Genomic DNA, 23129 nt, shown 5'->3' with positions numbered 1-23129 from the left:
GCCTGGAGCCGCGCCGCCAGGATCTCGGCCTCGCGCTGCGCGGCCTGCGCCGCGGCGACGGCCTCGTCGAGCCGCGCCTGCGCGACGGGCAGCTGGGCCTCGACCTCGGCGAGCTTCGACAGGGCGTCGGCCAGCTCCCCGCTGAGCTCCTCGATCGCCTCGGCGAGGTCGGCCGCGCGCTGGTCGGCCGCTGCGGCGCGCTTCTCGGTGGCCGCGCGGCGGTTCGACAGGTCGTCGGCCAGCGCCGGGCCCGCACCCACGAGCAGCGCGGGCAGCGCGACCGCCAGTGCGGACAGCACCGCGACGAGCGCCCGCAGCGGGTGCCGGCGGGCGACGGTGGGCGACGTGCGGTCGGTTCGACGCATGGTCATACCTTCGTGTATCGGCTCAGGGTGACCAGGGATGAGATCGCGGCGAGGACGAACGCCACGAGGACCAGCAGGGGCGCGACCGCCAGGACGTCGGACGTGCCGACGTACGGGATCCAGGTGACCGACTTCCCCAGCCAGTCGGTCACGAGGTACTCCACGCCCAGCCACAGCCCACCGATCGCGAGCGCGGCGCCCAGCGTCGCGGCGATGACGCCCTCGAGCATGAACGGCAGCTGGATGAACAGCGTCGAGGCGCCGACGAGCCGCATGATGCCGGTCTCGCGCTTACGGCTCAGGGCGGAGAGCCGGATGGTCGTGGTGATGAGCAGCACGGCCGCGAGCAGCATGATTGCCGCCAGCCCACCCGCCGCCCACGTCGCACGGTCGAGCACGAGGAACAGGTTGTCGAACAGCCGGCGCTGGTCCTCGACGGACTCCACGCCCGGACGACCCGAGACCACGTCGGCGACCACCTGGTACTGCTCGGGGTCGCTCAGCTTGATGCGCAGGGACGCGTTCATGTCGTCCGCGGTGGCGGCCGACGCCCAGAACTGGTCGCCGAACTGCCGCTGGAAGGCCTCGAAGGCCTGCTCCTTGGACTCCGGGTAGATCTCCTGGACGAAGGCGTCGACCTGCGGCGCCTCGAGGGCAGCGAGGATGTCGTCGCGCTGCTCCTGCGTGACTTCACCGGCCGCGCACGTCGGGGCGGCGGAGTTCGCCGGGCACAGGAAGACCGAGACCTCGACCTTGTCGTACCAGTCGTCCTTCATCTTGTCGATCTGCGCCTGCAGCAGCGCCGCAGCGCCGAGGAACGTCAGGCACACGAACGTCACGAGGACGACGGAGATCGTCATCGACAGGTTCCGGCGCAGGCCGATGCCGATCTCGGAGAGGATGAACTGGGCGCGCATCTGCCGGTCCCCTCAGCGGTCCGAGCCGTAGACGCCGCGCGACTGGTCGCGCACCATCTCGCCCGTGCTCAGCTCGATGACGCGCTTGCGCATCTGGTCGACGATCTCGTCGTCGTGGGTGGCCATCACCACGGTCGTGCCGGTGCGGTTGATCCGGTCGAGCAGGCGCATGATCCCCAGGGACGTCGTCGGGTCGAGGTTGCCGGTGGGCTCGTCGGCCAGCAGGATCGACGGCCGGTTGACGAAGGCGCGGGCGATGGCGACGCGCTGCTGCTCGCCTCCCGACAGCTCGTGCGGGCGCCGCTTCTCCTTGCCGGCCAGACCGACCATGTCGAGGACGTCCGGCACGGTCGTCAGGATGTGGTGCCGCGGCTTGCCGATCACCTGCAGGGCGAACGCGACGTTCTCGAACACGGACTTGGTGGGCAGCAGGCGGAAGTCCTGGAACACGGCGCCGATCTGCCGGCGCAGGTGCGGGACCTTCCAGCTCGACAGCGTGCCGAGCTCCTTGCCGGCGACGAACACCTTGCCCGCCGACGCCCGCTCCTCGCGCATGACGAGCCGCAGGAAGGTCGACTTGCCGGACCCGGAGGCCCCGACCAGGAACACGAACTCACCGCGTTCGACGTCGAGCGACACCCGGTCCAGCGCGGGCCGAGCACCGCGCGCGTAGACCTTCGTCACGTTCTCGAACCGGATCACAGCCGACCTCGCCTCGTCCTGCCCCCGGGCGTACCCGTGGCCGCCCGCAGGCCGCGGGCCTCATCGAGGGTAGGAAGGTCGCCACCCGGACGAGGGCAGGACACGCCGCCCGCACCCCTGTGAATCGGCGGTCTCGTGAACCAGTGTCCGGGTCGTCCCGGTCCGTCCCCGCGCACCCGCCCGACGCTGCCGCGCGGTGCGGCCCGGCGTCAGTCGTCCAGGCCCTGCTGCGCGCGCCGCCAGCGGACGCCGGCCTCGATGAAGTCGTCGATCTCACCGTCGAAGACGGCCGACGGGTTGCCGACCTCGTGCTCGGTGCGCAGGTCCTTGACCATCTGGTACGGCTGCAGGACGTAGGAGCGCATCTGGTCGCCCCAGCTCGCCTTGACGTCGCCGGCCATCTCCTTCTTGGCGGCCCGCTCCTCCTCCTGGCGCTGCAGGAGCAGCCGGGACTGCAGGACGCGCAGCGCGGCGGCGCGGTTCTGGATCTGCGACTTCTCGTTCTGCATGGACACGACGATGCCCGTGGGGATGTGCGTCATGCGGACGGCGGAGTCCGTCGTGTTGACGGACTGCCCACCGGGGCCGGACGAGCGGAAGACGTCGACCTTGATCTCGGACTCGGGGATGTCGACCGAGTCCGTCTGCTCGATGAGCGGGATGACCTCGACGGCCGCGAAGGAGGTCTGGCGACGCCCCTGGTTGTCGAACGGCGAGATGCGCACGAGGCGGTGCGTCCCGGCCTCGACCGACAGGTGGCCGAACGCGTAGGGCGTCTTGACCTCGAAGGTCGCGCTCTTGAGGCCGGCCTCCTCGGCGTAGGAGGTGTCGAGCACCGTCGTGGTGTACCCGTGACGCTCGGCCCAGCGCAGGTACATGCGCAGCAGCATCTCGGCGAAGTCGGCCGCGTCGACGCCGCCGGCCCCCGCGCGGATCGTCACGACGGCGTCGCGCTGGTCGTACGGGCCGGCCAGCAGGGTCCGGACCTCGAGCTCGCCCAGGTCCTTGCGGATGCCGACGAGCTCGGCCTCGGCCTCGGCGAGGGTGTCCTCGTCGTTCTCCTCGGACGCCATCTCGACCAGGGTCTCGAGGTCGTCGATGCGCGAGCGGAGCCGGTTGACCCGCTCCAGCTCGGACTGCGCGGCGGACAGCGCGCTCGTCACCTTCTGACCCTCGTCGGGGTCGTCCCACAGGTTCGGCACCGAGGCCTGGTCGGAGAGCAGCGCGATCTTCGCCTCGAGAGCGGTCGGGTCGCTCACCGTCTCGATCGACTCCAGCGTGGTGCGCAGCTGGCGGAGCTCGGCGGGGAAGTCGGTGGTGGCCACGACCGACCAGGTTACCCGCTCCCCGCGGCCCCGCCCCCGTCAGTCCGGTGCGGCGCGCGAGACCAGGACCGGGCACGACGCCCGCGCCACGAGCCACTGGCTCACGGAGCCCAGCACGAGCCCCGCGAACCCGCCGCGCCCGCGCGTGCCGACCACCAGCAGGTCGGCCTTCTCGGCGTGCCGCGCCAGGACGTGCGGCGCCGGCCCCTCCTCCACGACCCGCTCCACCTGCACCTCGGGGCGCTGCTCGCGGAGCCGCGCCACAGCCGCGTCGACGGCCTCCTCGGCACGCGTCCGCGCGAGGTCCGCGAGCGGCACGCCGGGGTTCTCGCGCAACCAGCCCGCGAGCGAGCGGCCGCGCGTCGGCTCCTGCCAGCAGGCCACGACCCGCAGGCGCGCACCGGCGCCCGTCGCGTAGCGACCGGCAGCGTCGACGGCCCCCAGGGAGTGGGCCGAGCCGTCCACACCGACGACGACCAGGTCGGTGGCCGCGGGGTCCACCTGCGTCCTGGGGACGACGACGACCGGGCACGGCGCGTGCTGCACCGTGCCGAGCGCGACGGACCCCAGCAGCACGCCGGACAGCCGGGCCGAGCCGTGCCGGCCCAGCACGATGAGCACGGCACCCTCCGCCCGCCGCACGAGCGCGCGCGCCGGCGGACCGTCGTCGAGGACGGCGACCACCTCGACGCCGGGCTCCGCGAGGCGCGCGACCTCGGCGCCCTCGTCCGCGACCTCCTGCGCACCGGACCGCACGTACGCGGACGCCGCGCTCAGCGGCGGTGCGTCCAGGTGCCCGGCGAGGCCCCACACGTGGACGACGTGCAGCGGCACACCCAGCCGCTTCGCGGACCCTGCCGCCCACCGCACCGCCGTCACCGCCTCCGGCGACCCGTCGTACCCCGCGACCACGTGCCCCTCCATGGCGTCCTCCTCGACGCTCGGTGACGCCCTGATCGTCCCGCCGCTCGGCAGGAAGGACAACCGGACGGCGCAGGCGGGTGGCCGAGGCGATCTTGACCGGTTCAGACACCCGTCGTAGCGTGGTGAGTGCGGAACTGGAGCGGTACAGAGGAAGGGGACGACGACAGATGTACGGCTTCGGGAACTCCTTCGTCGGCATCCGTGCAGCCCAGCTGCAGGCGACCAGCGCCCGGCCCGACGCACCGGTGGTGGAGATGACGGCGGGTGACCTGCGCGCCGAGGCACGCGCGCGCCGGCGACGCACCCGTCCGGAGCGCGCACCGCACCTGCGCCACGCCGTGACCCGCGGAGTGCACCGCGCCGGCGACGCGCTGCGGCCGGACCCCCACCGCTTCGGCCACCCCGCCCGGTGACGGACCCGCCGCTGCCCGTGGTCCGCGGCTCACGGGCCGGCAGACGTGGCAGGAGCCAGGAGGTCGGGACGCCATGGAGCGCGTGACCCTGCAGACCGTCGCCGACGCCGTGGGCGTCAGCCGCATGACCGTGTCGAACGCGTTCTCGCGCCCGGACCAGCTGTCGGGAGCCCTGCGCGAGCGCATCCTCGCGACCGCCACCGAGCTGGGGTACGCGGGCCCGCACCCCACGGCGCGGGCGCTCGCCCGCCGGTCCACGGGTGCCGTCGGCGTCGTGCTCACCGACGCGCTCGGCGCGGCGTTCCGCGACCCCGCCGCGGCAGCGTTCTTCGGCGCGCTGGCCGAGGAGCTCGCGCCGACGGGGCTGGCCGTGTCGCTCGTGCCGGCGGCCGCGGTGGGCGGTCACCTGCACGCACGCGACCTCCCGGTCGACGGCGCCGTCGTCTACGGCTGCGCCGAGGAGCCCGAGGCCCTGCGCTGGCTCACGCTGCGCCGTCTGCCGCTCGTCTTCGTCGACCAGCTCCCGCTGCCCGGCAGTCCCGGGATCCTCGTGGACGACGCGGCAGGCGGGCGGCTGGCCGTCACGCACCTCACGGCGCTGGGGCACCGCGACATCGTCGTGCTGACCGCGGACCCGGCCCGTCGCACCCCGGGCTGGCGGACCACCCCGGTGTCCGAGAACGCCAGCCACGTCGCCCGCGAGCGCACCTCGGGTGCCGTCACCGCGCTCGAGGCGGCGGGCCTGCCGGCCCGCGTGTACGAGCTCGCGAACAACCACCCCGACGACGTCGACGCCGGCGTGCGGGCGCTGCTGGCGGACCCGTACCGCCCCACGGGCGTCGTCTGCTTCTCCGACCTGATGGCGGCGGCGCTCGTGCGTGCCGCGCAGGAGGCGGGTCTCGACGTCCCGCGCGACCTGTCCGTCGTCGGTTTCGACGACTCGCTGCTCGCGCGGTCGGTGACCCCGGCGCTCACCACGGTCCGCCAGGACGTCGAGGCCAAGGGCCGCCTCGCGGCACGCGCGCTGTCCGACGTCCTCGCGGGCACGCGCGAGGACGAGCCCTCCCCCGTCCCGGGCACGGTGGTGCTGCCGGTGGAGCTCGTGGTGCGCGGCAGCACCGGACCAGCAGCGCACTGAGCTCGCAGGTCCCGCCGCCGCGCTCGGCCGCGCGACGGTCAGGACGCGCGGGCGCTCGCCTCGACGACCAGCTCGATCCCGTCGCTCCACGGCGCCAGCACCCACGTCACGAGCGGCGGGCGCGTCACCGCACCCAGCCGGACGACGGCGGAGCGCCCGTCCGGCGTCGTGGCCTCGAGCACACGGACCCCGTCCCAGCGTGCGGCGGGCTCGGGGTGGTCGCGCACGTACTCCTCGACCGCGGCGCGGACCGAGGCGTCGGTCAGCGGGATGCCGCCGGAGGCGCGGCTCTGGGCCTCGCCGAAGTACGTGGTGCTCACCTGGTCCGCGGCGGACAGCGCCGCGAGGTCGGCCACCGCCAGCAGCCGCTTGCGGTCGAGGTGCACGCCGGTGGCGGCCGCGATGACCAGGACCAGCAGGATCGCGACCACGCCGAACCCGAGGGACAGGATCATCACCTGGCCGTCGTCCCGCGCCCGGCCGTCGTCCCGCGCCCGGCCGTCGTCCCGCACCGCGCGGCGACGCACGGGCCACGCGCGCCTCACCGCGCGACCCGGTAGGTGTCGACGGGTGCGACCCGCTCCGCGGTCACCGGCACCTCGAGCGGGACGACGTCACGCACGAAGGTCGGCACGAACGGCAGCGGGACCCGCACCTGCACGGTGGCGGCGACCTCGGCACCGGGGGTCAGGCACGGGTCCGCCGAGCAGCGCACGTCGAGCGCACCGGCCGGGTCGTCCTCGAAGCCCTGGTCCGCGAGCGCGATCCCGACCGCGGTCACCGCGCGCGACGCGCCCTGGGCGGCGTCGTCGGCGGCGACGTAGACGCGAGCAGCCTCGCGCGCCGCCCCTTCCACCGCGAACGTCGCGGCCTGGATCCGTCCCAGCACGAGCACGAGGTAGACCGTCGGGACGAGCAGGACCAGCGAGATGCCGAGGAACTCGACGAGCGCGCTGCCACCGTCCCGGTCGGACCGCTCACCCAGTCCTAGCCACCACCGCCGCACGCGGCGCACCGACCCGGTCACGGCTGCTCCACGGGTGCGTGCCCGTCGAGCTCCATGACACCGCCGGGCCCGAGCAGCCCGACCACGGGCAGCGGCACGCGCACGGTCACCTCGACGAGCGCGAGCCCCGCGGCGTCGACCCGGCGTGCCGTGACGTCCCCGGCGTAGCGCTCGGCGAGCGAGGCCCGCAGGAGGTCCGCGGTGCGCTGCGCACCGTCCGCCGGTGCGCGTCCCACCTGAGCGGCGTAGCGTGCGCCCTCCGCCGCCGCGTCGACGCACGTGTTGCGCACGTGCTGGACGAGCGCGAGCTGCAGCACCGAGGCGAACAGCACGACCACGAGCCCGCCGACCAGCGTGAAGTCGACGATCGCGGACCCGCGCTCCGGGGCGTCCGTCGCCGCCGGTCGGGTCAGGTGCCGGAGCGCGGGCTGACGTCCGAGATCGCGTCGACGAAGAGCTTCTGCAGCGCGTCGCCCGCCACGAACCAGAGCACCGAGACCAGGCCGGCGGTCATCAGCGTGACGAGCACCCAGCCGGGCACGTCCCCGCGGTCCCTGTCGTCCTGCGGCGCTGCCGCCCACTGCGCGAGCGCGCACCACGTCCGAACCACGAACCTCATCGTCGACCTCCGTCGTCGTCGGGAGCACGCCGGTCGGCGCCTCCCCGTGCGTCACGGCCGGGGTCACAGCCCCACCCGCAGGACCACCGCGCTGGGGAAGACGGCGAACAGGACGGTCACCGGGAGGATGAGGAACACCACCGGGACCATCATGAGCACCTCCTTGCGCCCGCCGGTCTGCATGAGCGCGCGGCGCCCCTCCTCGCGCACGTCCTGCGCCTGGGCGCGCAGCACGTCGGCGAGCGGCGAGCCGCGCTCGACCGCGACCGCGACACCCTCGGCGAAGCGCGCGAGCGCGGGGATGCCGGTCCGGTCGGCGAGCGACTGCAGCGCGGTCGTCAGCGGCGCACCGGCACGGGCGTCGGCCAGCGTGCGCGCGAGCTCGTCGGCGAGCTCGCCGCGCGTCTGGCGCACGACGCGCTCGAGCGCACCCGTGGCCCCCTCCCCGGCGCTCACGGCGAGCGCGAGCAGCTCGGTGACGGTCGGCATCTGCGCGAGCAGCCGCGCCTCCCGGCGTGCGACCTGCCGGCCCAGCAGCCAGTCCGGCGCGAGTGCGCCGACCAGGCCGACGACGAGGACCAGCGCGACCAGCGGGACGAGCCCGCCGCCGCGGGTCGCCGCGAGCGTGACGGCGAGGAGCAGCCCCACCGCGAGCCCGACGACGCCGCAGACCACCTGCTGGGCACGGAACTGCTCCACGGTCTCGGTGCGGCCGGCGCGCGACAGCCGGTGCCGCAGCTCACCGGCGGGCGACCCGATGCGCGCCACGAGGCGTACGCCGTCGGCGAGGAAGGGTGCGGCGAGCCGTTCGACCGTCCCCCAGGGTCCTCGCACCGCCTCGGTGCGCAGCAGCGAGGACGTGCCCCGCGTGCGCAGGTACGGGCCGACACGCTGCTCCAGGGTGATCCGCCGCGCGCGCAGCCGGAGCAGGACGAGCACGATCCCGCACCCGCCCAGCAGCCCGATGAGCGCTCCCGCGAGCCCCGGGCTCACCGCAGCACCCGCGGGTCGTCGGGCAGGCGCGCGACGCGCAGCATCAGCCGGTAGGCGATGACGGTGCTCGCTGCTCCCGCGAGCAGGACCACGGCCCCCGCCGGCGAGTCGTACGCGCGGATCGCCTCACCCCGGGTGCCGAGCATGGCGAGCACGATCCAGGGCGCCGCGACCGCCATCCGGGCCGCGTACACGGTCCAGCCCTGGCGGGCCTCGATCTCGCCGCGCGTGCGCAGGTCGTCGCGCAGGAAGGACGACAGCGTGCGCAGCAGGCGCCCGAGGTCGGTGCCGCCGACGTCGCGCGTGAGCCGCAGCGCCTCGATGATGCGGTCGGCGACCGGGTCGGCGAGCCGGTCCTTCAGGGCGTCGAGGCTGTCGGTGAACCGGCCGGTGGCGCGGTAGTCCTCGCCGAACCTGCGGAAGGGTGCCCGCAGCTCCGCCGGGCCGCGGTCACCCAGCTGGGCGACCGCCTCCGGCAGGGACAGCCCGGCCCGCACGCCGGACGCGAGGTGGTCCACCACGTCGGGCCACAGCTCGCGCGTGCTCGCGAGCCGGCGGCGGGCACGGCCCTTCACGAGGGTCCACGGTGCGGTCGCGGCGAACGCGCCGAAGCACAGGCTCACCGCGGGCACGGGCACCAGGAGGAACGACACCGCAGCGACGACGAGCCCGAGCAGACCGCTGACGGCGACGAGGCCGCCGGGGCTCACGCCCGTGACCTCGGCCTGCGTCAGGGTGTCGTGCATGCGCGCCGACCAGCCGTCGCGCGCACCGTCCACGGGCACGGCGAGCGGCCACCACGACCACCACACGCACGCGAGCCCGGCCCCCAGCAGCAGCCCCACGACGACGCCCATGGGTCAGGCCTGCCGCAGCATGGCGACGACGTCGACACCGGCACGCGCGAAGCGCTCGGCGTGCGGCGGGAACCCGTCGCCGCGGACCAGCACCCCGCCCCGCGTCGTGAACAGGTCGGCGGTCTCGACGATGCCGGCCTCGACGCGTCCGGGCACGGCGACGATCTCCCGGGTACGGCGGCGCCCGCGCGCGTCGAGCTCGAGGTGCACGACCAGGTCGACCGACGACGCGACGGTGGGCACGACGAACCGGTCGGAGATGTTCTCGCCCGCGAGCAGCGGGAGCGTGCAGAGCTTGACCAGCGCCTCACGCGCCGAGCTCGCGTGGATCGTGCACATGGCCGGCACGCCGCTGTTGAGGGCGATGAGCAGGTCGAGCGCCTCGGCCTCACGGACCTCGCCGACGAGCAGCCGGTCGGGACGCATCCGCAGCGCCTCCTTGACCAGGCGCCGCAGCGTGATCTCGCCGGTGCCCTCCAAGTTCGCCTGCCGCGTCTGCATCGCGACCCAGTCCCGGACCGCGGGCCGCAGCTCGAAGACCTCCTCGCAGCTGATGACCCGCTCGCGCGGCGGCACCGCGCCGACCAGCGCGTTGAGCATGGTCGTCTTGCCCGCCTGCGTCGCCCCGGAGACCAGCACGTTGAGACCGACGCGGACCGCGGCCTGCAGGAACGCGGCGGCCTGCGGGGTCAGCGACCCGAGGCCCACCATGTCCTGCATGCTCGTCGCGCGCACGACGTACTTGCGGATGTTGACCGACCAGTGCCGCCGCGTGACGTCGGGGATCACGGCGTGCAGGCGCTCACCGCCCGGCAGGGACGCGTCGACGAACGGGCTGGACAGGTCCAGCCGGCGCCCGGAGACCTTGAGCATCTGCTCGACGAGGTCGCGCACCTGCGCGTCGGTCAGGATCGTCGTCGTCAGCTCGGGCTCGCCACGCCGGGCGACGAAGACCTGCGACGGGGAGTTGATCCAGATCTCCTCGACCTCGTCGTCGTCGAGGTAGCGCTGCAGCGGGCCCAGCCCGGCCACCGCGTCCACGACCGCCTTGTGCGCCGCGGCGGTGTCGGCCAGCTGCGGGACCGAGCCCAGCAGCGAGCGCTCGTCGTAGTCCGCCATGGCCGCGTGCACCAGCGCGACGACGCCCGCACGGTCGCGCACGGGGTCCACGCCGCGGCGCCGGATCAGCTCGCGGACCTCGCTCTCGAGGATCGCCACGCCGTCCACGTCCACCCCCGCTCCCGCTGCCCGATGCACCCGACCGATGTCGGGTTCGTCCGTTTCGGGTGTGACGGTAGGGCATCACCGGGGCCCGCGTGGGGCTTCGTCCACAGGACAGAACGGACGAGCGACACGCGTCACCCGTGAGCGCGCAGCGGGACCTCCCCCGACGCCGTGACGCCGTAGCCCACGTTCTGCTCGGCCGCGAGCGTCGCGGTGCCGTCGGACGCGACCCGCACCGTCGCCGTCCACCGGAACGGCGTGGTCACGGCGCGCACCGTCACCCGGTACGCGCCGGCCTCGGGACGGTCCGCGGACACCAGCGTGAGCAGGTCGCGCGGCGGGCCGCCGTGCCCGCTCGGCAGCGTCACCGTCTGGGCCGCCCAGTCGCCGTGGCCGGCCCGGAGCGTGACGTCACCGTCGGGCGTGCGCACGACGAGGGTGTCCTCGTCGGGCCCGACCTCGATCCGCACGCCGTGCACGAGCCCGACGGGGCGCTCGAGCACGAGGTCACGCCCGGCCAGCGCGCCGACCCCCTCGCCCACGGTCCCGGCGGGCGCCGGGTGCGCGAGGCCCGCGAGCCGCCCCACCAGCGCCGCGTGCGCGACCGGGTCGGACGGCAGCGCGTCGGGCGACAGGTGCGGCAGCAGGTCCCACACGCGGTCCAGGACGCCCTGCATGTCGGCGTCCCCCGACGTCATCGCCACGACGAGGTCGTGCTCGGGCACCACGACGCAGAACTGGCCGAACGCGCCGTCACCGCGGAAGGCCCCGTGGCGGCAGCGCCACAGCTGGTAGCCGTAGCCCTGGTGCCACTCCGGCGGGCCGTCGCCGTCCTGCTCGGGCAACGACGGACCACCGTCGGCCGTGGCCTCGGCCACCCAGCCCGCGGGCAGGAGCCGCACGCCGTCGACCACGCCGTCCTGCGCGAGCAGCACCCCCAGCGCCGCGATGTCGCGCGTGCGCAGCGTCAGGCCGAACCCGCCCATGTCGATGCCCCGCGGGCACTGCTCCCACGTCGCGCCCGTGATCCCGAGCGGCTCAAGCAGGCGCGGCCGCAGGTAGTCGAGCAGCCGCTGCCCGGTGAGCCGGGTGACGATCGCCGACAGCATGTAGGTGGCCGCGGTGTTGTAGACGAACCAGCTCCCCGGCTCGTGCTCGACGGGCAGCGACAGGAACGCCCGGACGAAGTCGTCCCCCGCGAAGGTGCGCGCGCTCGCGTCCTCGTGGTGGCCGGTGCGCATCGTCAGGAGGTGGCGCACCCGCATCGCGGCGAGGTGCGGCGAGGGCTCGTCGGGCGCCTCGTCGCCGAAGAACGACAGGACCGGGTCGTCGAAGGTGAGCAGCCCCTCCTGGCGGGCGAGCCCGACCGCGATCGCGGTGACGGTCTTCGACAGGGAGTACAGGTCGTGCGGCAGGTCCGGGCCGTACGGCGCCCACCAGCCCTCGGCCACGACGGCGCCCCGCCGGACGACCATGACGGAGTGGGTCTCGTCGTGCGCGTCGAGGGCGTCGACGAGCGCGAGGAGCGCGGCCGACGGCACGCCGACCTCCTCGGGTGCGCGTCGGGGCAGGTCGCGGGCCTCGGAGGGGTGCGTCATGCCCGCATCATCGCCGGACGGCGCCGGTCGCGGGGCAGGCACGGCGGCACGTCGCGGGACTTCCCCCGGACGGCCGGTCCTCGCGCGCGTGCGGGAGACTGACGCCATGAGTGCCGACGACCCGCAGCCGCGCGTCACCATCACCTACTGCACCCAGTGCCGCTGGCTGCTGCGGGCCGCCTGGTACGCGCAGGAGCTGCTGACGACCTTCCACCGCGAGCTCGGCGAGGTCGCGCTGCGGCCCGCGACCGGCGGCGTCTTCACGGTCGAGGTCGACGGCGAGACGATCTGGGACCGCTCGGACGGGCGCGGCTTCCCCGAGGTGACGACGCTCAAGCAGCTCGTCCGCGACCGCGTCGCACCGGACAGGCCCCTGGGCCACTCCGACGTCAAGGCCGGGGCGCGCGCGGTCCCCGACGAGGACGTCCCCAGCCTCTGACCTCGGCCGACGGGCACACCGCGCGCGCCCGTCGCGGCGGGTCCCCCGGCGAGGACGCGCACCCCGGATAGGTTGTGCACGTGAACACGCCCTCCCCCACAGGTGACCAGCACGTGCTGCGGCACGGTGACCAGGTCGCCGTCGTCACGTCCGTCGCCGCGAGCCTGCGCGAGTACCGCGTGGGCGACCGCGACGTCGTCCTGCCCTTCGCGGTCGACGCGATCGCGCCCGCCTTCTCCGGTGGTGTGCTCGCCCCGTGGCCCAACCGGCTGCGCGACGCGACCTACCGCTTCCGCGACGTCACCTACGAGGTGCCGCTGACCGAGCACGAGCGCCTCACGGCCCTGCACGGCCTGGTGTCCTACGCCCGCTTCGAGGCCGTGGACGTGACGCCGGAGTCCGTGACGCTGCGGCACGACCTGGTCCCGATCCCGGGGTACCCCTGGCCGCTGCGCCTCGACGTCACGTACGCGCTGGCGCAGGACGGTCTGACCGTCACGGTCGAGGCGACCAACCTCGGCACGGGTGTGGCGCCGTACGGCATCGGGTTCCACCCGTGGCTCTCCCCCGGGCCCGGCCCCGTCGACGCGTGCACGCTCCGGCTCGACGCCGCGCGTCGCGTGACGGTCGACGAGCGGCTGCTGCCGACCGGCACCGAGGCGGTCGCCGGCAGCTTCGACCTGCGCGAGGGTCGCGCGCTCGCGGGCGTCGCCCTCGACGACGCCTGGGTCGACGCGACGCCCGACGCCGACGGCCTGACGTGGGCGACGCTCACGGGCGGCGACGGCCGCACGGTCGCCGTGTGGGCGGACGCGACCCTGCCCGCGTGGCAGGTCTGCACGGGCGACGGGATCCCGGGCATCGAGCGCCGCGGCGTCGCCGTCGAGCCGATGACGTGCGTCGCGGACGCGTTCCGCACGGGCGAGATGCTCGTGGAGCTCGGACCGGGCGCGTCCCACGAGGTCCGCTGGGGCCTGTCGCTGCGCTGAGCGCGGTGGGTCGAACCTGGTGACCGGTGGGTCCGCTGCGGCGGGCCCGCCGGTCCGTCAGCCGTAGTACTCGCCGTCGGCCTTGACGCCCTTGGTGTACTCCCAGTGCCACGGCTCGAAGGGGCCGGAGCCGCCCTTGACCGCCCAGTTCGGCTGCTCCCAGCCGAACGTCGGGCCGTTGTCGTTGAGCCACGTCCAGCGGGCACCCGAGGTCTGGATCGAGCAGAAGTCCATCGCGAGGCCCCAGCCGTGGTTGCTCTTGCCCGGGGTGGCGGCCATCCCGCCCTTCTCCGCCTTGACGGCCTTCTGCTGCGCGAGCGTCCGGTAGCCCGACGTGAGGCACATGTCGGTGCCGAACCGTGCGACGTGGGCCTCGTTGAGCTCGGCGAGCGCGACGGCCGCGTCGGCGCGCATCTGCGTGCGCCCGTCCCACAGCGTGCACAGGTCCTTGGTGGCGAGCAGGCCGTTCGCGCCCGCGGCGCGCACCCCGCCGTCGCATCCCGGGAGGGCCGACCGCTCGGCGTCCCGCGAGACCTCGGCGAGCGCGCGCAGGCGCGAGGCGCCGTCGGCGGAGACGAGCGGGGTCGGCGGCAGGTCGGACAGCGGGATGGCGGTCAGCGCCGTGACCGTCGAGGGCAGGCTCGCGTCGACCTGGGGCTCGCCGACGACGATGTCACCGTCCGCGACGCCCTGCGAGATGGGGACGACGACCGTGACGGCCACGAGCGCGGCCAGCACACCGGTGCGTCCGAGCACGCGGGTGGAGCGGCGGCGCGGTGCGTCCGCGGCCGGGGCGCTCAGGCCCTCGACGACGGGGGCGGCGGCCACGGGGACCGGGGGCGCGTCGGTGCGCTGCTGCCGGTCCCGGCGCGCGCGTGTCGTCGGCTCCGCTCGGTGGGATCCCACGACACCTCCGCCTCACTCGTCCCGCGTGACATCGGTCCCCCCCGATGCGGTCACGGAACCATAACGGGATGTGGGTGCCCTCTCCAAGACCCGGCCACGTCACAGACCCGTCCCGAATCGGGCACCCGGGGCGACACGCCGTCCGACACGCCGCGCGTTCACCGATCCTCCACCGGACGGCCCACAACCCGGGGCGTCCGCGGAGCGTTCGGGGTGCGCCCTGCACCCCCTTGACCTCACCGCAGCTGGCCCCGCTGCATCGCGTCGCGGACCTCGCCCACGAGCTCCTCGAGGATGTCCTCGAGGAAGACGACCCCCGTCGCACGTCCCTGCGCGTCGTCGACCCGCGCGAGGTGCGACCCCGAGCGCTGCATGGCCTCCAGCGCGGTCTCCACCTCGTCCTGCGGCCCCACCACGGCGAGCGTGCGCACGCGCCACGACGGGACGGGCAGGGTGCGCGTCGTGTCGTCCGCGTACAGGACGTCCTTGATGTGCAGGTAGCCGGTCGGCCGGCCGTCGCCGTCGAGGACGACGAACCGGCTGAAGCCGGTCCGGCCGACGAGGTGCTCGATGTCGTCGGGCGTGCTGGCCGCGTCGACCGTCACGAGGTCGTCGACCGGGACCATGACCTCGGCGGCCGTCCGGTCCGAGAACTCGATGGCACCCGCGAGCAGGCCCTGCTCGTCGGCCAGCAGGCCCTCGGCCTGCGAGCGCTCGACGATCGACTGGACCTCCTGCGCCGTGAACGCCGAGGCGACCTCGTCCTGCGGCTCGACGCGGAACGCCCGCAGCACATGGTTCGCGAGCCAGTTGAGCACGACGATCACGGGCCGCAGGACGCGCGCGACCCACACGAGGGGCGGGCCGAACAGCAGCACGGCACGGTCGGGCCCCGACACGGCCAGGTTCTTGGGCACCATCTCGCCCAGCACGACGTGCAGGTACACGACGACGAGCAGCGCGAGCACGAAGGCGATGGGGTGCGTGAACGCGTCGGGGACGCCCAGCGCGTGCAGCGGGGTCTCGATGAGGTGCGCGATCGCCGGCTCGGCGACCAGGCCCAGGCTCGTCGAGCACACGGTGATCCCGAGCTGCGCCGCCGCGAGCATGAGCGAGACGTGCTCCATGGCCCACAGCACGGTGACGGCCCGGCGGTCGCCCGCCTCGGCGAGCGGCTCGACCGACGAGCGCCGCGCGGACATGATCGCGAACTCGGCGCCGACGAAGAAGGCGTTGGCCGCGAGCAGGACGACGGCCAGGACGAGCGCGACGGTGCTGTCCATCACGCCTCACCCCCCTCGTCCTGCAGCTCGCGGACGAGGACACGCTCGACGCGACGGCCGTCCATGCGCTCGACCCGCAGGCTGACGCGTCCCTCGAGGATCTCGTCGCCCTCCACGGGCACCCGGCCGAGCCGGGCCATGAGGAGCCCGCCCACGGTCTCCCAGGGGCCGTCCTCGGGGACGCGCAGCGCGGTCGCCTCGTGCAGCTCGTCGGGCCGGATGACGCCGGGCAGCACCCACGAGCCGTCCGCCTGGCGGGCCAGCTGGCCGCGCGTGCGGTCGTGCTCGTCGGCCACCTCCCCCACCAGCTCCTCCACGACGTCCTCGAGCGTCACGGCACCGGACGTGCCGCCGTACTCGTCGACGACGACCGCCATCTGCAGGCCCTGCGCGCGCAGGTCGACGAGGAGCGGGCCGAGCCCGACGGTCTCGGGCACGCGGGGCGCCTCGACCATGAGCGCGGCGGCGGGCACCTCGGCGCGCCGGTCGTGGGGCACGGCCATGACCTTGCGCAGGTGCACGAGCCCGACCACGTCGTCGACCGAGTCGCCGATCACCGGGAAGCGCGAGTGGCCCGTCTGGCGGGCCAGGGCCATGACGTCGGCGGCCGAGTCGTCGCGGCGCACGACGACCAGACGCGTGCGGTCCGTCATCACGTCGACGGCCGTGAGGGTCGAGAAGTCGATCGAGTTGGTCAGCAGGGTGGCCGTGGCCTGGTCGAGCGTGCCCTGGGCCGCCGAGCGGCGCACGAGGGACGCGAGCTCGGCGGGTGAGCGGGCGCCCGACAGCTCCTCGCGAGGTTCGACGCCCACCCGCCGCAGCAGCGAGTTGGCCGTGCCGTTGGTGACGGCGATGACGGGTCGCAGCGCGGTGGTGAACCCGAGCTGCAGCGGCGCGACGACGCGCGCGGTCCCCAGCGGACGGGCGATCGCGAAGTTCTTGGGGACGAGCTCGCCGAACAGCATCGAGAAACCGTTGACCAGCACGAGCGCGAGCACGGCCGCGATCGCGCCTGCCACGGCACGGCCGGCGCCGGTCGCCTCGAGCGGCACGCCCAGCAGCCGGACGACGGCCGGCTGCGTCGTGTAGCCGAGCAGCACGGTGGTGACCGTGATGCCGACCTGCGCGCCCGAGAGCTGCGTGGACAGCCGTCGCAGTGCCTGCAGCACCGAGGCGCCGCGGGCGTCGTCGGGGGCCGTCCGGCGCTCCACGAGGCCGGGGTCGAGCGTGACGAGGGCGAACTCGGCGGCGACGAAGATCGCGGTGCCCGCCGTGAGGAGCACGCCGAGCCCGACGAGCAGCCAGTCGGTCAGCACACGACCACCCGGGTCCGGGGCGCGCGGTGGCCCTCCGCCGCTGCGGAGGATGACGAGGGTGGGCCGGCGGTCTCGCGCCCCGGGGGGACCGAGCCTGCTCCGGCGCCCGCGCCGGAGGCGCGGCGGGAGCGGGACGGGACGCGATGCCGGCAGCGACTTGAGCTGCTCATGGTGGGCACATCCTACGGACCTCGCACCGACCTGCCGAGTGCTCACCGGGACTCGTGCCAGGTCGGTGTGCCACGCTGACCCCATGGTCACCACCGTGTCGCGTCCGGGTGTCACCACCGTTCTCGTCGTGGAGGACGAGCCCGCGATCGCCCAGGCGATCGTGCACCGTCTCACCGCGGAGGGCTGGACGGTCGAGGCCGTCGGCGACGGCCACGCCGGCGTGGCCGCGGCGGCGCGGCTCCAGCCCGACGTCGTCGTGCTCGACGTCATGCTGCCGGGGATCGACGGGCTCGAGGTCTGCCGGCAGATCCAGGCCGAGCGGCCCGTGCCGGTCCTCATGCTCACCGCGCGCGACGACGAGACCGACATGCTCGTCGGGCTCGGCGTGGGCGCGGACGACTACATGACCAAGCCCTTCTCGATGCGCGAGCTGGTCGCCCGCACGAAGGTGCTGCTGCGCCGCACGGAGCGCGCCGCGCGCGCGGCCGAGCTGGCGACCGTGCAGCAGCCCGACCCGCCGCTCGTGGTGGGCGACGTGACGATCGACAGCGCGCAGCGACGCGTGCAGCGCGCGGGCACCGAGGTGCACCTGACGCCCACCGAGTTCGACCTGCTGCTGACCCTCGCGTCCTCGCCCCGCACCGTCCTGACGCGCGAGCGGCTGCTCGCCGACGTGTGGGACTGGGTCGACGCGAGCGGCACCCGGACGGTCGACTCGCACATCAAGGCGCTGCGCCGCAAGCTCGGCCCCGACCTGATCCGCACGGTGCACGGGGTCGGCTACGCCTACGAGCCGACTGGCGACGCCCCGGCCGACGACGCGGACGGGAGCTCGTGACGTCCGCGCCCGAGCCGCACGCCCGGCACGCCCGCGGCGACTCCGAGCGCTGGCGCCTGCCGGACGTGCGCCCGCTCGACCCGCTGCGCAGCATCAAGATCAAGCTGGGCGTGCTGGTCGCCGCGACCGTCACGCTCGCCGCGTTCGTCATCTGGGTGGGCTACGGCCAGGCGCTGGGGCCGAGCCGCACGCTGCCCCTGGCGATCGCGCTGTCCCTCGTGGTCACGCAGATCCTCGCGCGCGGCATGACGTCGCCCCTGCGGGAGATGACGGAGGCGGCGCGCGCCATGGCGGGCGGCGACTACAGCCGCCGCGTGCGCTCGACGAGCCGTGACGAGGTCGGGCAGCTCGCCGAGGCGTTCAACACCATGGCCGACGACCTGCAGCAGCTGGACACGTTCCGTCGCGAGCTCGTCGCGAACGTGTCGCACGAGCTGCGCACGCCCGTCACCGCGCTGCAGGCGGTGCTCGAGAACATGGTCGACGGCGTCAGCGAGCCGGACCCGGCCACGCTCCAGGTCGCGCTCGCGCAGACCGAGCGGCTCTCGCGCCTCGTGTCGTCGCTGCTCGACCTGTCGCGGGTCGAGGCCGGTGCGATGGACCTGCGCCTCGAGGAGGTCGACGTCGGCGAGCTGCTGCGTCAGGCCGCCGACGAGGCGTCGCTCGTGGGCGCGGACAAGCACCTGAGCTTCCCGGTCGACGTCGAGCCGGCCGACCTCACGGTCCCGGCCGACCCCGAGCGCCTGCACCAGGTGGTCGCGAACCTCCTGCAGAACGCCGCGCGCCACTCCCCACCGGACGAGGAGGTGCGCGTGGTCGCGCGCCGCGACGGCCACGACGTGCGGATCGACGTGGTCGACCGCGGTCCGGGCATCGCGCGGGACCAGCGCGCGCACGTGTTCGAGCGCTTCGTGCGCGGCAACACCCCCGCGCTGACCGGTCAGGGCTCGACGGGCGGCACCGGCCTGGGGCTCGCGATCGTCCGCTGGGCCGTCGAGCTGCACGGCGGCTCGGTCGCGGTCGCCGACTCGCCGTCCGGCTGCACGATGCGCGTGCTGCTGCCGGCGGACGGACCGGTCCGGCGCGGAGGGCTCCCGCGGACCCGTCCTTGAGCGCTCTCCCAGGCGGCCTTTAGGGGCCGTTGACCCCCGCCCGCCGGCGGGGTGAAGAGGCTGCACAGATCACGTCCGCCGGAGCGCCGCGAGGGGCGGTCGCCGCCGCCGAGCACGTAGTGTTGTCGTCAACAGAACTGGCGATGGCGCGGTCCGTGCACCGCGCACCGGAAGTGGGCGATCCCAGCGTGACGCAGAACGCGCAGTCAGACTCCACCCGTGCCGACTTCGGTGCGAACGAGTGGCTGGTCGACGAGCTGTACGAGCAGTACCAGAAGGACCGCAACGCGGTGGACCCCGCATGGTGGGACTTCTTCGAGGGCTACAAGCCCGAGACGACGGGGGCCGCGACCAACGGCGACGCGTCCCCGCCGGGCGACCCCGCGCCCTCCCCGCCCCCGCCGGCGGCACCCGCACCCCCTGCTGCGGCCGCGCCCTCGGGCGACGGCGCCGCGCGGCCGGCCACGCCCGCGCCGGCCGAGCGAGCTGGCGCCCGCACCGTCGAGGTGACGCCCTCGCCGGTCGCGACGGCGCAGCCCGCCACCGCGCCGTACGCCGAGGTCGCGACGCGCCGGAGCGACACGCCTGACGTCCAGCCCGTCGACGACGTGCAGCGGCTGCGCGGACCGGCGGCCCGCGTCGTGACGAACATGGAGTCGTCGCTCGAGGTCCCGACCGCCACGTCGGTGCGCGCCGTGCCGGCCAAGCTCATGGTCGACAACCGCATCGTCGTCAACAACCACCTCTCGCGCGGTCGCGGCGGCAAGGTGTCGTTCACGCACCTCATCGGCTTCGCGCTGGTCGAGGCCGTGCGCGAGATGCCCGCGATGAACGCGTCGTACACGCTCGTCGACGGCAAGCCGGGCGTCCTGACGCCCGCCCACGTCAACCTGGGCCTCGCGATCGACCTGGCCAAGCCCGACGGCACGCGCCAGCTGCTCGTGCCCTCGATCAAGAAGGCCGAGACGCTCGACTTCGCGCAGTTCTGGACGGCCTACGAGGACGTCGTGCGCCGCGCGCGCAACAACAAGCTCACGGTCGAGGACTTCGCCGGCACCTCGATCTCGCTGACGAACCCGGGCACCATCGGCACGGTCCACTCGGTGCCGCGCCTCATGCAGGGCCAGGGCACGATCGTCGGCGTCGGCGCGATGGACTACCCCGCGGAGTTCGCCGGGACGTCGGACGAGCAGCTCAACCGGATGGGCGTCTCGAAGGTCCTGACGATCACGTCGACCTACGACCACCGCATCATCCAGGGCGCGCAGTCGGGCGACTTCCTGCGGATCCTCTCGCGCAAGCTGCTGGGCGAGGACGGCTTCTACGACCGCGTCTTCGCGGCGCTGCGCGTGCCCTACGAGCCCGTGCGCTGGGTCCGTGACGCCAACCACGACCCCGACGCCGAGGCGATCAAGCCCGCGCGCATCGCCGAGCTCATCCACGCGTACCGCTCGCGCGGGCACCTCATGGCGGAGACCGACCCGTTGGCCTACCGCCAGCGCAAGCACCCCGACCTCGACGTGCAGAACCACGGCCTGACGCTGTGGGACCTGGACCGCACGTTCCCCACCGGCGGCTTCACCGGCAAGTCGCGTGCGACGCTGCGTGACGTCCTGGGCCTGCTGCGCGACTCGTACTGCCGCACCGTGGGCGCCGAGTACATGCACCTGCAGGACCCCCGCCAGCGTCGTTGGCTGCAGGAGCGCCTGGAGGCCGGCTACGCACGCACCCCGCGTGAGGACCAGCTGCGGATCCTGCGCCGTCTCAACGCCGCCGAGGCGTTCGAGACGTTCCTGCAGACCAAGTTCGTGGGCCAGAAGCGGTTCTCGCTCGAGGGCGGCGAGTCCCTCATCCCGCTGCTCGACGCGATTCTGTCGCGCGCGGCCAACGGCGGCCTCGACGAGGTCGGCATCGGCATGGCCCACCGCGGGCGGCTCAACGTGCTGGCGAACATCGCCGGCAAGTCCTACGGGCAGATCTTCAGCGAGTTCGAGGGCAACCAGGACCCCAAGTCGGTCCAGGGCTCCGGGGACGTGAAGTACCACCTGGGCACGGAGGGCGTGTTCACGGCGGAGTCCGGTGCGACGACCGACGTCTACCTCGCGGCCAACCCGTCGCACCTCGAGGCCGTCGACCCGGTCCTCGAGGGCATCGTGCGCGCCAAGCAGGACCTCATCGACCTCGGTGGTGACGGCTTCTCGGTGCTGCCGATCCTCATCCACGGCGACGCGGCGTTCGCCGGTCAGGGCGTGGTGTTCGAGACGCTGAACCTGTCACAGCTGCGCGGCTACCGCACGGGCGGCACGATCCACGTGATCGTCAACAACCAGGTCGGGTTCACCACGGGCCCGTCGTCGTCGCGCTCGTCGCAGTACGCCACCGACGTGGCGAAGGGCCTGCAGGTCCCGATCTTCCACGTCAACGGGGACGACCCCGAGGCCGTGGTGCGCGTCGCCGAGCTCGCGTTCGAGTACCGCGAGCAGTTCGACCGCGACGTCATCATCGACCTGGTCTGCTACCGCCGCCGCGGGCACAACGAGGGCGACGACCCGTCGATGACCCAGCCGCTCATGTACAACCTCATCGAGGCCAAGCGCTCGGTGCGCAAGATCTACACCGAGACCCTCGTGGCGCGCGGTGACATCACGATCGAGGAGGCCGAGCAGGCCCTGCGCGACTACCAGTCGCAGCTCGAGCGGGTGTTCAGCGAGACGCGCGAGGACGGCTGGACGCCGCCGCCGGCGGACGTCGAGACCGTCGCCGGTCTCGAGCGCCCGGAGTCCCAGCAGGAGGACGCCGGCGTCATGGTCGGCTGGCAGACCGCGGTGCCCGCCTCCGTGCTGCAGCGCATCGGGCAGGCGCACGTGAGCCCGCCCGAGGGCTTCACGGTCCACCCGAAGCTCGCGCAGCTCCTGGAGAAGCGCGAGCGCATGAGCCGGGACGGCGGCATCGACTGGGGCTACGGCGAGATCCTCGCGTTCGGCTCGCTGCTCATCGAGGGCACGCCGGTGCGCCTGGCCGGTCAGGACTCGCGTCGCGGCACGTTCGTGCAGCGCCACGCGGTGCTGCACGACCGCGAGACGGGCGCCGAGTGGACCCCGCTGCTGTACCTGTCGGGCGACCAGGCCAAGTTCTGGGTCTACGACTCCTCGCTGTCGGAGTACGCCGCGCTCGGCTTCGAGTACGGCTACTCGGTGGAGCGCCCGGACGCGCTGGTGCTGTGGGAGGCGCAGTTCGGCGACTTCGTCAACGGCGCGCAGACCGTCATCGACGAGTTCATCTCCTCCGCCCAGCAGAAGTGGGCGCAGCGCTCGTCGGTCGTGCTGCTGCTGCCGCACGGCTACGAGGGCCAGGGACCGGACCACTCGTCGGCCCGGATCGAGCGGTTCCTGCAGCTCGCGGCCGAGGACAACATGACGATCGCGCAGCCGTCGTCGCCCGCGTCGCACTTCCACCTGCTGCGTCGTCAGGCGTACCAGCGCCCGCGCCGCCCGCTCGTGGTGTTCACGCCCAAGTCGATGCTGCGCCTCAAGGCGGCGACGTCGGACGTGCAGGACTTCACGACGGGCACGTTCCGGACCGTGGTCGGCGACGACCTCGCGGCGGCCAAGGCCGACCAGGTCTCTCGCGTGCTGCTCTGCTCGGGCAAGGTCTACTGGGACCTGCTGGCGCAGCGCGTGTCCTCGGGTGACCAGCAGACCGCGATCGTGCGGTTCGAGCAGCTCTACCCGCTGGAGCCAGACGCGATCGCCGAGGCGCTCGCGCCGTACGGCGACGCGGAGCTGGTGTGGGTGCAGGACGAGCCGCGCAACCAGGGGCCGTGGACGTTCATGTCCACGCACCTGCCGCAGATCGTCGGGCGCGACGTGCGGGTGGTCTCCCGCCCCGAGTCCGCCTCGCCCGCGGCCGGGTCGGCCAAGAAGCACGCCGTCGAGCAGAAGGCGCTGATCGAGGCGGCCTTCGAGCGCTGAGCCGACGCCCACGGGGCCGGACC

The 23129-nt window shown here is 74.0% G+C and carries 22 protein-coding genes and 1 pseudogene; 7 read left to right on the top strand and 16 right to left on the bottom strand.

Annotation, left to right across the window (positions count from 1 at the left end; translation table 11 throughout):
- The 5 genes and pseudogenes from H9657_RS18925 to H9657_RS05225 form a co-directional block, all read right to left on the bottom strand.
- Positions 1 to 365: pseudogene (locus tag H9657_RS18925) on the bottom strand (hypothetical protein); the annotation flags it as partial.
- A gap of 2 nt (positions 366 to 367) precedes the next feature.
- Positions 368 to 1282 (bottom strand): permease-like cell division protein FtsX, encoded by a 915-nt coding sequence (gene ftsX, locus H9657_RS05240; protein WP_191781059.1) that lies wholly within the window; start codon positions 1280 to 1282, stop codon positions 368 to 370.
- 12 nt (positions 1283 to 1294) lie between these two features.
- Positions 1295 to 1984, bottom strand: a complete 690-nt coding sequence (gene ftsE / locus H9657_RS05235) for a cell division ATP-binding protein FtsE (RefSeq protein ID WP_191781057.1) — start codon at positions 1982 to 1984, stop codon at positions 1295 to 1297.
- Between the two features lie 209 nt (positions 1985 to 2193).
- On the bottom strand, positions 2194 to 3309 hold the full coding sequence (prfB, locus tag H9657_RS05230) for a peptide chain release factor 2 (RefSeq protein WP_191781055.1): 1116 nt from the start codon (positions 3307 to 3309) through the stop codon (positions 2194 to 2196).
- A gap of 39 nt (positions 3310 to 3348) precedes the next feature.
- Positions 3349 to 4233: a universal stress protein gene (locus tag H9657_RS05225; RefSeq protein WP_191781053.1), complete on the bottom strand. Its 885-nt coding sequence runs from the start codon at positions 4231 to 4233 to the stop codon at positions 3349 to 3351.
- 167 nt (positions 4234 to 4400) lie between these two features.
- Between H9657_RS05225 and H9657_RS05220 the strand changes: the two genes are divergently transcribed.
- Positions 4401 to 4646, top strand: coding sequence for a hypothetical protein (locus H9657_RS05220; protein ID WP_191781051.1), 246 nt, complete (start codon positions 4401 to 4403; stop codon positions 4644 to 4646).
- Positions 4647 to 4719: 73 nt separating this feature from the next.
- Positions 4720 to 5784 carry a LacI family DNA-binding transcriptional regulator gene (locus tag H9657_RS05215; RefSeq protein ID WP_191781049.1) on the top strand — a complete coding sequence of 355 codons (1065 nt, stop codon included), beginning with the start codon at positions 4720 to 4722 and terminating at the stop codon, positions 5782 to 5784.
- 38 nt (positions 5785 to 5822) lie between these two features.
- On the opposite strand, the gene H9657_RS05210 is transcribed toward H9657_RS05215, so the two are convergent.
- From H9657_RS05210 to H9657_RS05175, 8 genes are all read right to left on the bottom strand, one after another.
- The gene (locus H9657_RS05210; RefSeq protein ID WP_318241306.1) at positions 5823 to 6329 is read right to left on the bottom strand and encodes a pilus assembly protein TadG-related protein; all 507 of its coding nucleotides are present in this window, start codon (positions 6327 to 6329) and stop codon (positions 5823 to 5825) included.
- Positions 6326 to 6811: a pilus assembly protein gene (locus H9657_RS05205; RefSeq protein ID WP_404813138.1), complete on the bottom strand. Its 486-nt coding sequence runs from the start codon at positions 6809 to 6811 to the stop codon at positions 6326 to 6328. Before H9657_RS05205 ends, H9657_RS05210 begins: the two co-directional genes overlap by 4 nt.
- On the bottom strand, positions 6808 to 7158 hold the full coding sequence (locus tag H9657_RS05200; RefSeq protein WP_318241323.1) for a TadE/TadG family type IV pilus assembly protein: 351 nt from the start codon (positions 7156 to 7158) through the stop codon (positions 6808 to 6810). The genes H9657_RS05205 and H9657_RS05200 overlap by 4 nt, the downstream gene beginning before the upstream one ends.
- A gap of 41 nt (positions 7159 to 7199) precedes the next feature.
- Entirely contained in the window at positions 7200 to 7409 is a 210-nt protein-coding gene (locus H9657_RS05195; RefSeq protein ID WP_191781047.1) for a hypothetical protein, read from the bottom strand.
- Between the two features lie 63 nt (positions 7410 to 7472).
- Positions 7473 to 8402: a type II secretion system F family protein gene (locus tag H9657_RS05190; protein WP_191781045.1), complete on the bottom strand. Its 930-nt coding sequence runs from the start codon at positions 8400 to 8402 to the stop codon at positions 7473 to 7475.
- A complete protein-coding gene (locus H9657_RS05185) occupies positions 8399 to 9259 on the bottom strand; it encodes a type II secretion system F family protein (RefSeq protein ID WP_191781043.1) in 861 nt (286 codons plus the stop codon). The genes H9657_RS05190 and H9657_RS05185 overlap by 4 nt, the downstream gene beginning before the upstream one ends.
- 3 nt (positions 9260 to 9262) lie before the next feature.
- Positions 9263 to 10486, bottom strand: coding sequence for a CpaF family protein (locus tag H9657_RS05180; protein ID WP_191781319.1), 1224 nt, complete (start codon positions 10484 to 10486; stop codon positions 9263 to 9265).
- A gap of 131 nt (positions 10487 to 10617) precedes the next feature.
- Positions 10618 to 12081, bottom strand: coding sequence for a serine hydrolase domain-containing protein (locus H9657_RS05175; protein WP_191781041.1), 1464 nt, complete (start codon positions 12079 to 12081; stop codon positions 10618 to 10620).
- 106 nt (positions 12082 to 12187) lie between these two features.
- Between H9657_RS05175 and H9657_RS05170 the strand changes: the two genes are divergently transcribed.
- Together H9657_RS05170 and H9657_RS05165 are read left to right on the top strand one after the other, a co-directional pair.
- Positions 12188 to 12520: a SelT/SelW/SelH family protein gene (locus H9657_RS05170; RefSeq protein ID WP_191781039.1), complete on the top strand. Its 333-nt coding sequence runs from the start codon at positions 12188 to 12190 to the stop codon at positions 12518 to 12520.
- A gap of 80 nt (positions 12521 to 12600) precedes the next feature.
- On the top strand, positions 12601 to 13509 hold the full coding sequence (locus H9657_RS05165) for an aldose 1-epimerase family protein (RefSeq protein ID WP_191781037.1): 909 nt from the start codon (positions 12601 to 12603) through the stop codon (positions 13507 to 13509).
- A gap of 57 nt (positions 13510 to 13566) precedes the next feature.
- On the opposite strand, the gene H9657_RS19550 is transcribed toward H9657_RS05165, so the two are convergent.
- The 3 genes from H9657_RS19550 to H9657_RS05150 form a co-directional block, all read right to left on the bottom strand.
- Positions 13567 to 14415: a M15 family metallopeptidase gene (locus H9657_RS19550; protein ID WP_191781035.1), complete on the bottom strand. Its 849-nt coding sequence runs from the start codon at positions 14413 to 14415 to the stop codon at positions 13567 to 13569.
- A gap of 236 nt (positions 14416 to 14651) precedes the next feature.
- Complete coding sequence (locus H9657_RS05155; protein ID WP_191781033.1) at positions 14652 to 15698, bottom strand: hemolysin family protein; 1047 nt, start codon at positions 15696 to 15698, stop codon at positions 14652 to 14654.
- Positions 15698 to 17014: a hemolysin family protein gene (locus H9657_RS05150; protein WP_191781031.1), complete on the bottom strand. Its 1317-nt coding sequence runs from the start codon at positions 17012 to 17014 to the stop codon at positions 15698 to 15700. The genes H9657_RS05155 and H9657_RS05150 overlap by 1 nt, the downstream gene beginning before the upstream one ends.
- Positions 17015 to 17267: 253 nt before the next feature.
- Here H9657_RS05150 and H9657_RS05145 point away from each other — a divergent pair, with 253 nt between their 5' ends.
- From H9657_RS05145 to H9657_RS05135, 3 genes are all read left to right on the top strand, one after another.
- Positions 17268 to 18023 carry a response regulator transcription factor gene (locus H9657_RS05145; protein ID WP_191781029.1) on the top strand — a complete coding sequence of 252 codons (756 nt, stop codon included), beginning with the start codon at positions 17268 to 17270 and terminating at the stop codon, positions 18021 to 18023.
- Positions 18020 to 19135, top strand: coding sequence for a HAMP domain-containing sensor histidine kinase (locus H9657_RS05140; protein ID WP_191781027.1), 1116 nt, complete (start codon positions 18020 to 18022; stop codon positions 19133 to 19135). Before H9657_RS05145 ends, H9657_RS05140 begins: the two co-directional genes overlap by 4 nt.
- A gap of 188 nt (positions 19136 to 19323) precedes the next feature.
- A complete protein-coding gene (locus H9657_RS05135) occupies positions 19324 to 23106 on the top strand; it encodes a multifunctional oxoglutarate decarboxylase/oxoglutarate dehydrogenase thiamine pyrophosphate-binding subunit/dihydrolipoyllysine-residue succinyltransferase subunit (RefSeq protein ID WP_191781025.1) in 3783 nt (1260 codons plus the stop codon).
- The last annotated feature ends 23 nt before the right edge of the window (positions 23107 to 23129 follow it).

The organism is Cellulomonas avistercoris (assembly GCF_014836445.1).
In the GTDB taxonomy this organism is placed as follows: domain Bacteria; phylum Actinomycetota; class Actinomycetes; order Actinomycetales; family Cellulomonadaceae; genus Cellulomonas; species Cellulomonas avistercoris.
Note: the sequence above shows the minus strand (reverse complement) of the source record. Positions and strands in the feature narration are given on the sequence as shown.

Coding starts and splice junctions, on each gene's coding strand:
- H9657_RS05195 (WP_191781047.1), bottom strand. CDS start 7,409: ATGAGGTTCGTGGTTCGGACGTGGTGCGCGCTCGCGCAGTGGGCGGCA.
- H9657_RS05225 (WP_191781053.1), bottom strand. CDS start 4,233: ATGGAGGGGCACGTGGTCGCGGGGTACGACGGGTCGCCGGAGGCGGTG.
- H9657_RS05170 (WP_191781039.1), top strand. CDS start 12,188: ATGAGTGCCGACGACCCGCAGCCGCGCGTCACCATCACCTACTGCACC.
- H9657_RS05155 (WP_191781033.1), bottom strand. CDS start 15,698: ATGGACAGCACCGTCGCGCTCGTCCTGGCCGTCGTCCTGCTCGCGGCC.
- ftsX (WP_191781059.1), bottom strand. CDS start 1,282: ATGCGCGCCCAGTTCATCCTCTCCGAGATCGGCATCGGCCTGCGCCGG.
- H9657_RS05220 (WP_191781051.1), top strand. CDS start 4,401: ATGTACGGCTTCGGGAACTCCTTCGTCGGCATCCGTGCAGCCCAGCTG.
- H9657_RS05145 (WP_191781029.1), top strand. CDS start 17,268: ATGGTCACCACCGTGTCGCGTCCGGGTGTCACCACCGTTCTCGTCGTG.
- H9657_RS05185 (WP_191781043.1), bottom strand. CDS start 9,259: ATGGGCGTCGTCGTGGGGCTGCTGCTGGGGGCCGGGCTCGCGTGCGTG.
- H9657_RS05175 (WP_191781041.1), bottom strand. CDS start 12,081: ATGACGCACCCCTCCGAGGCCCGCGACCTGCCCCGACGCGCACCCGAG.
- H9657_RS05215 (WP_191781049.1), top strand. CDS start 4,720: ATGGAGCGCGTGACCCTGCAGACCGTCGCCGACGCCGTGGGCGTCAGC.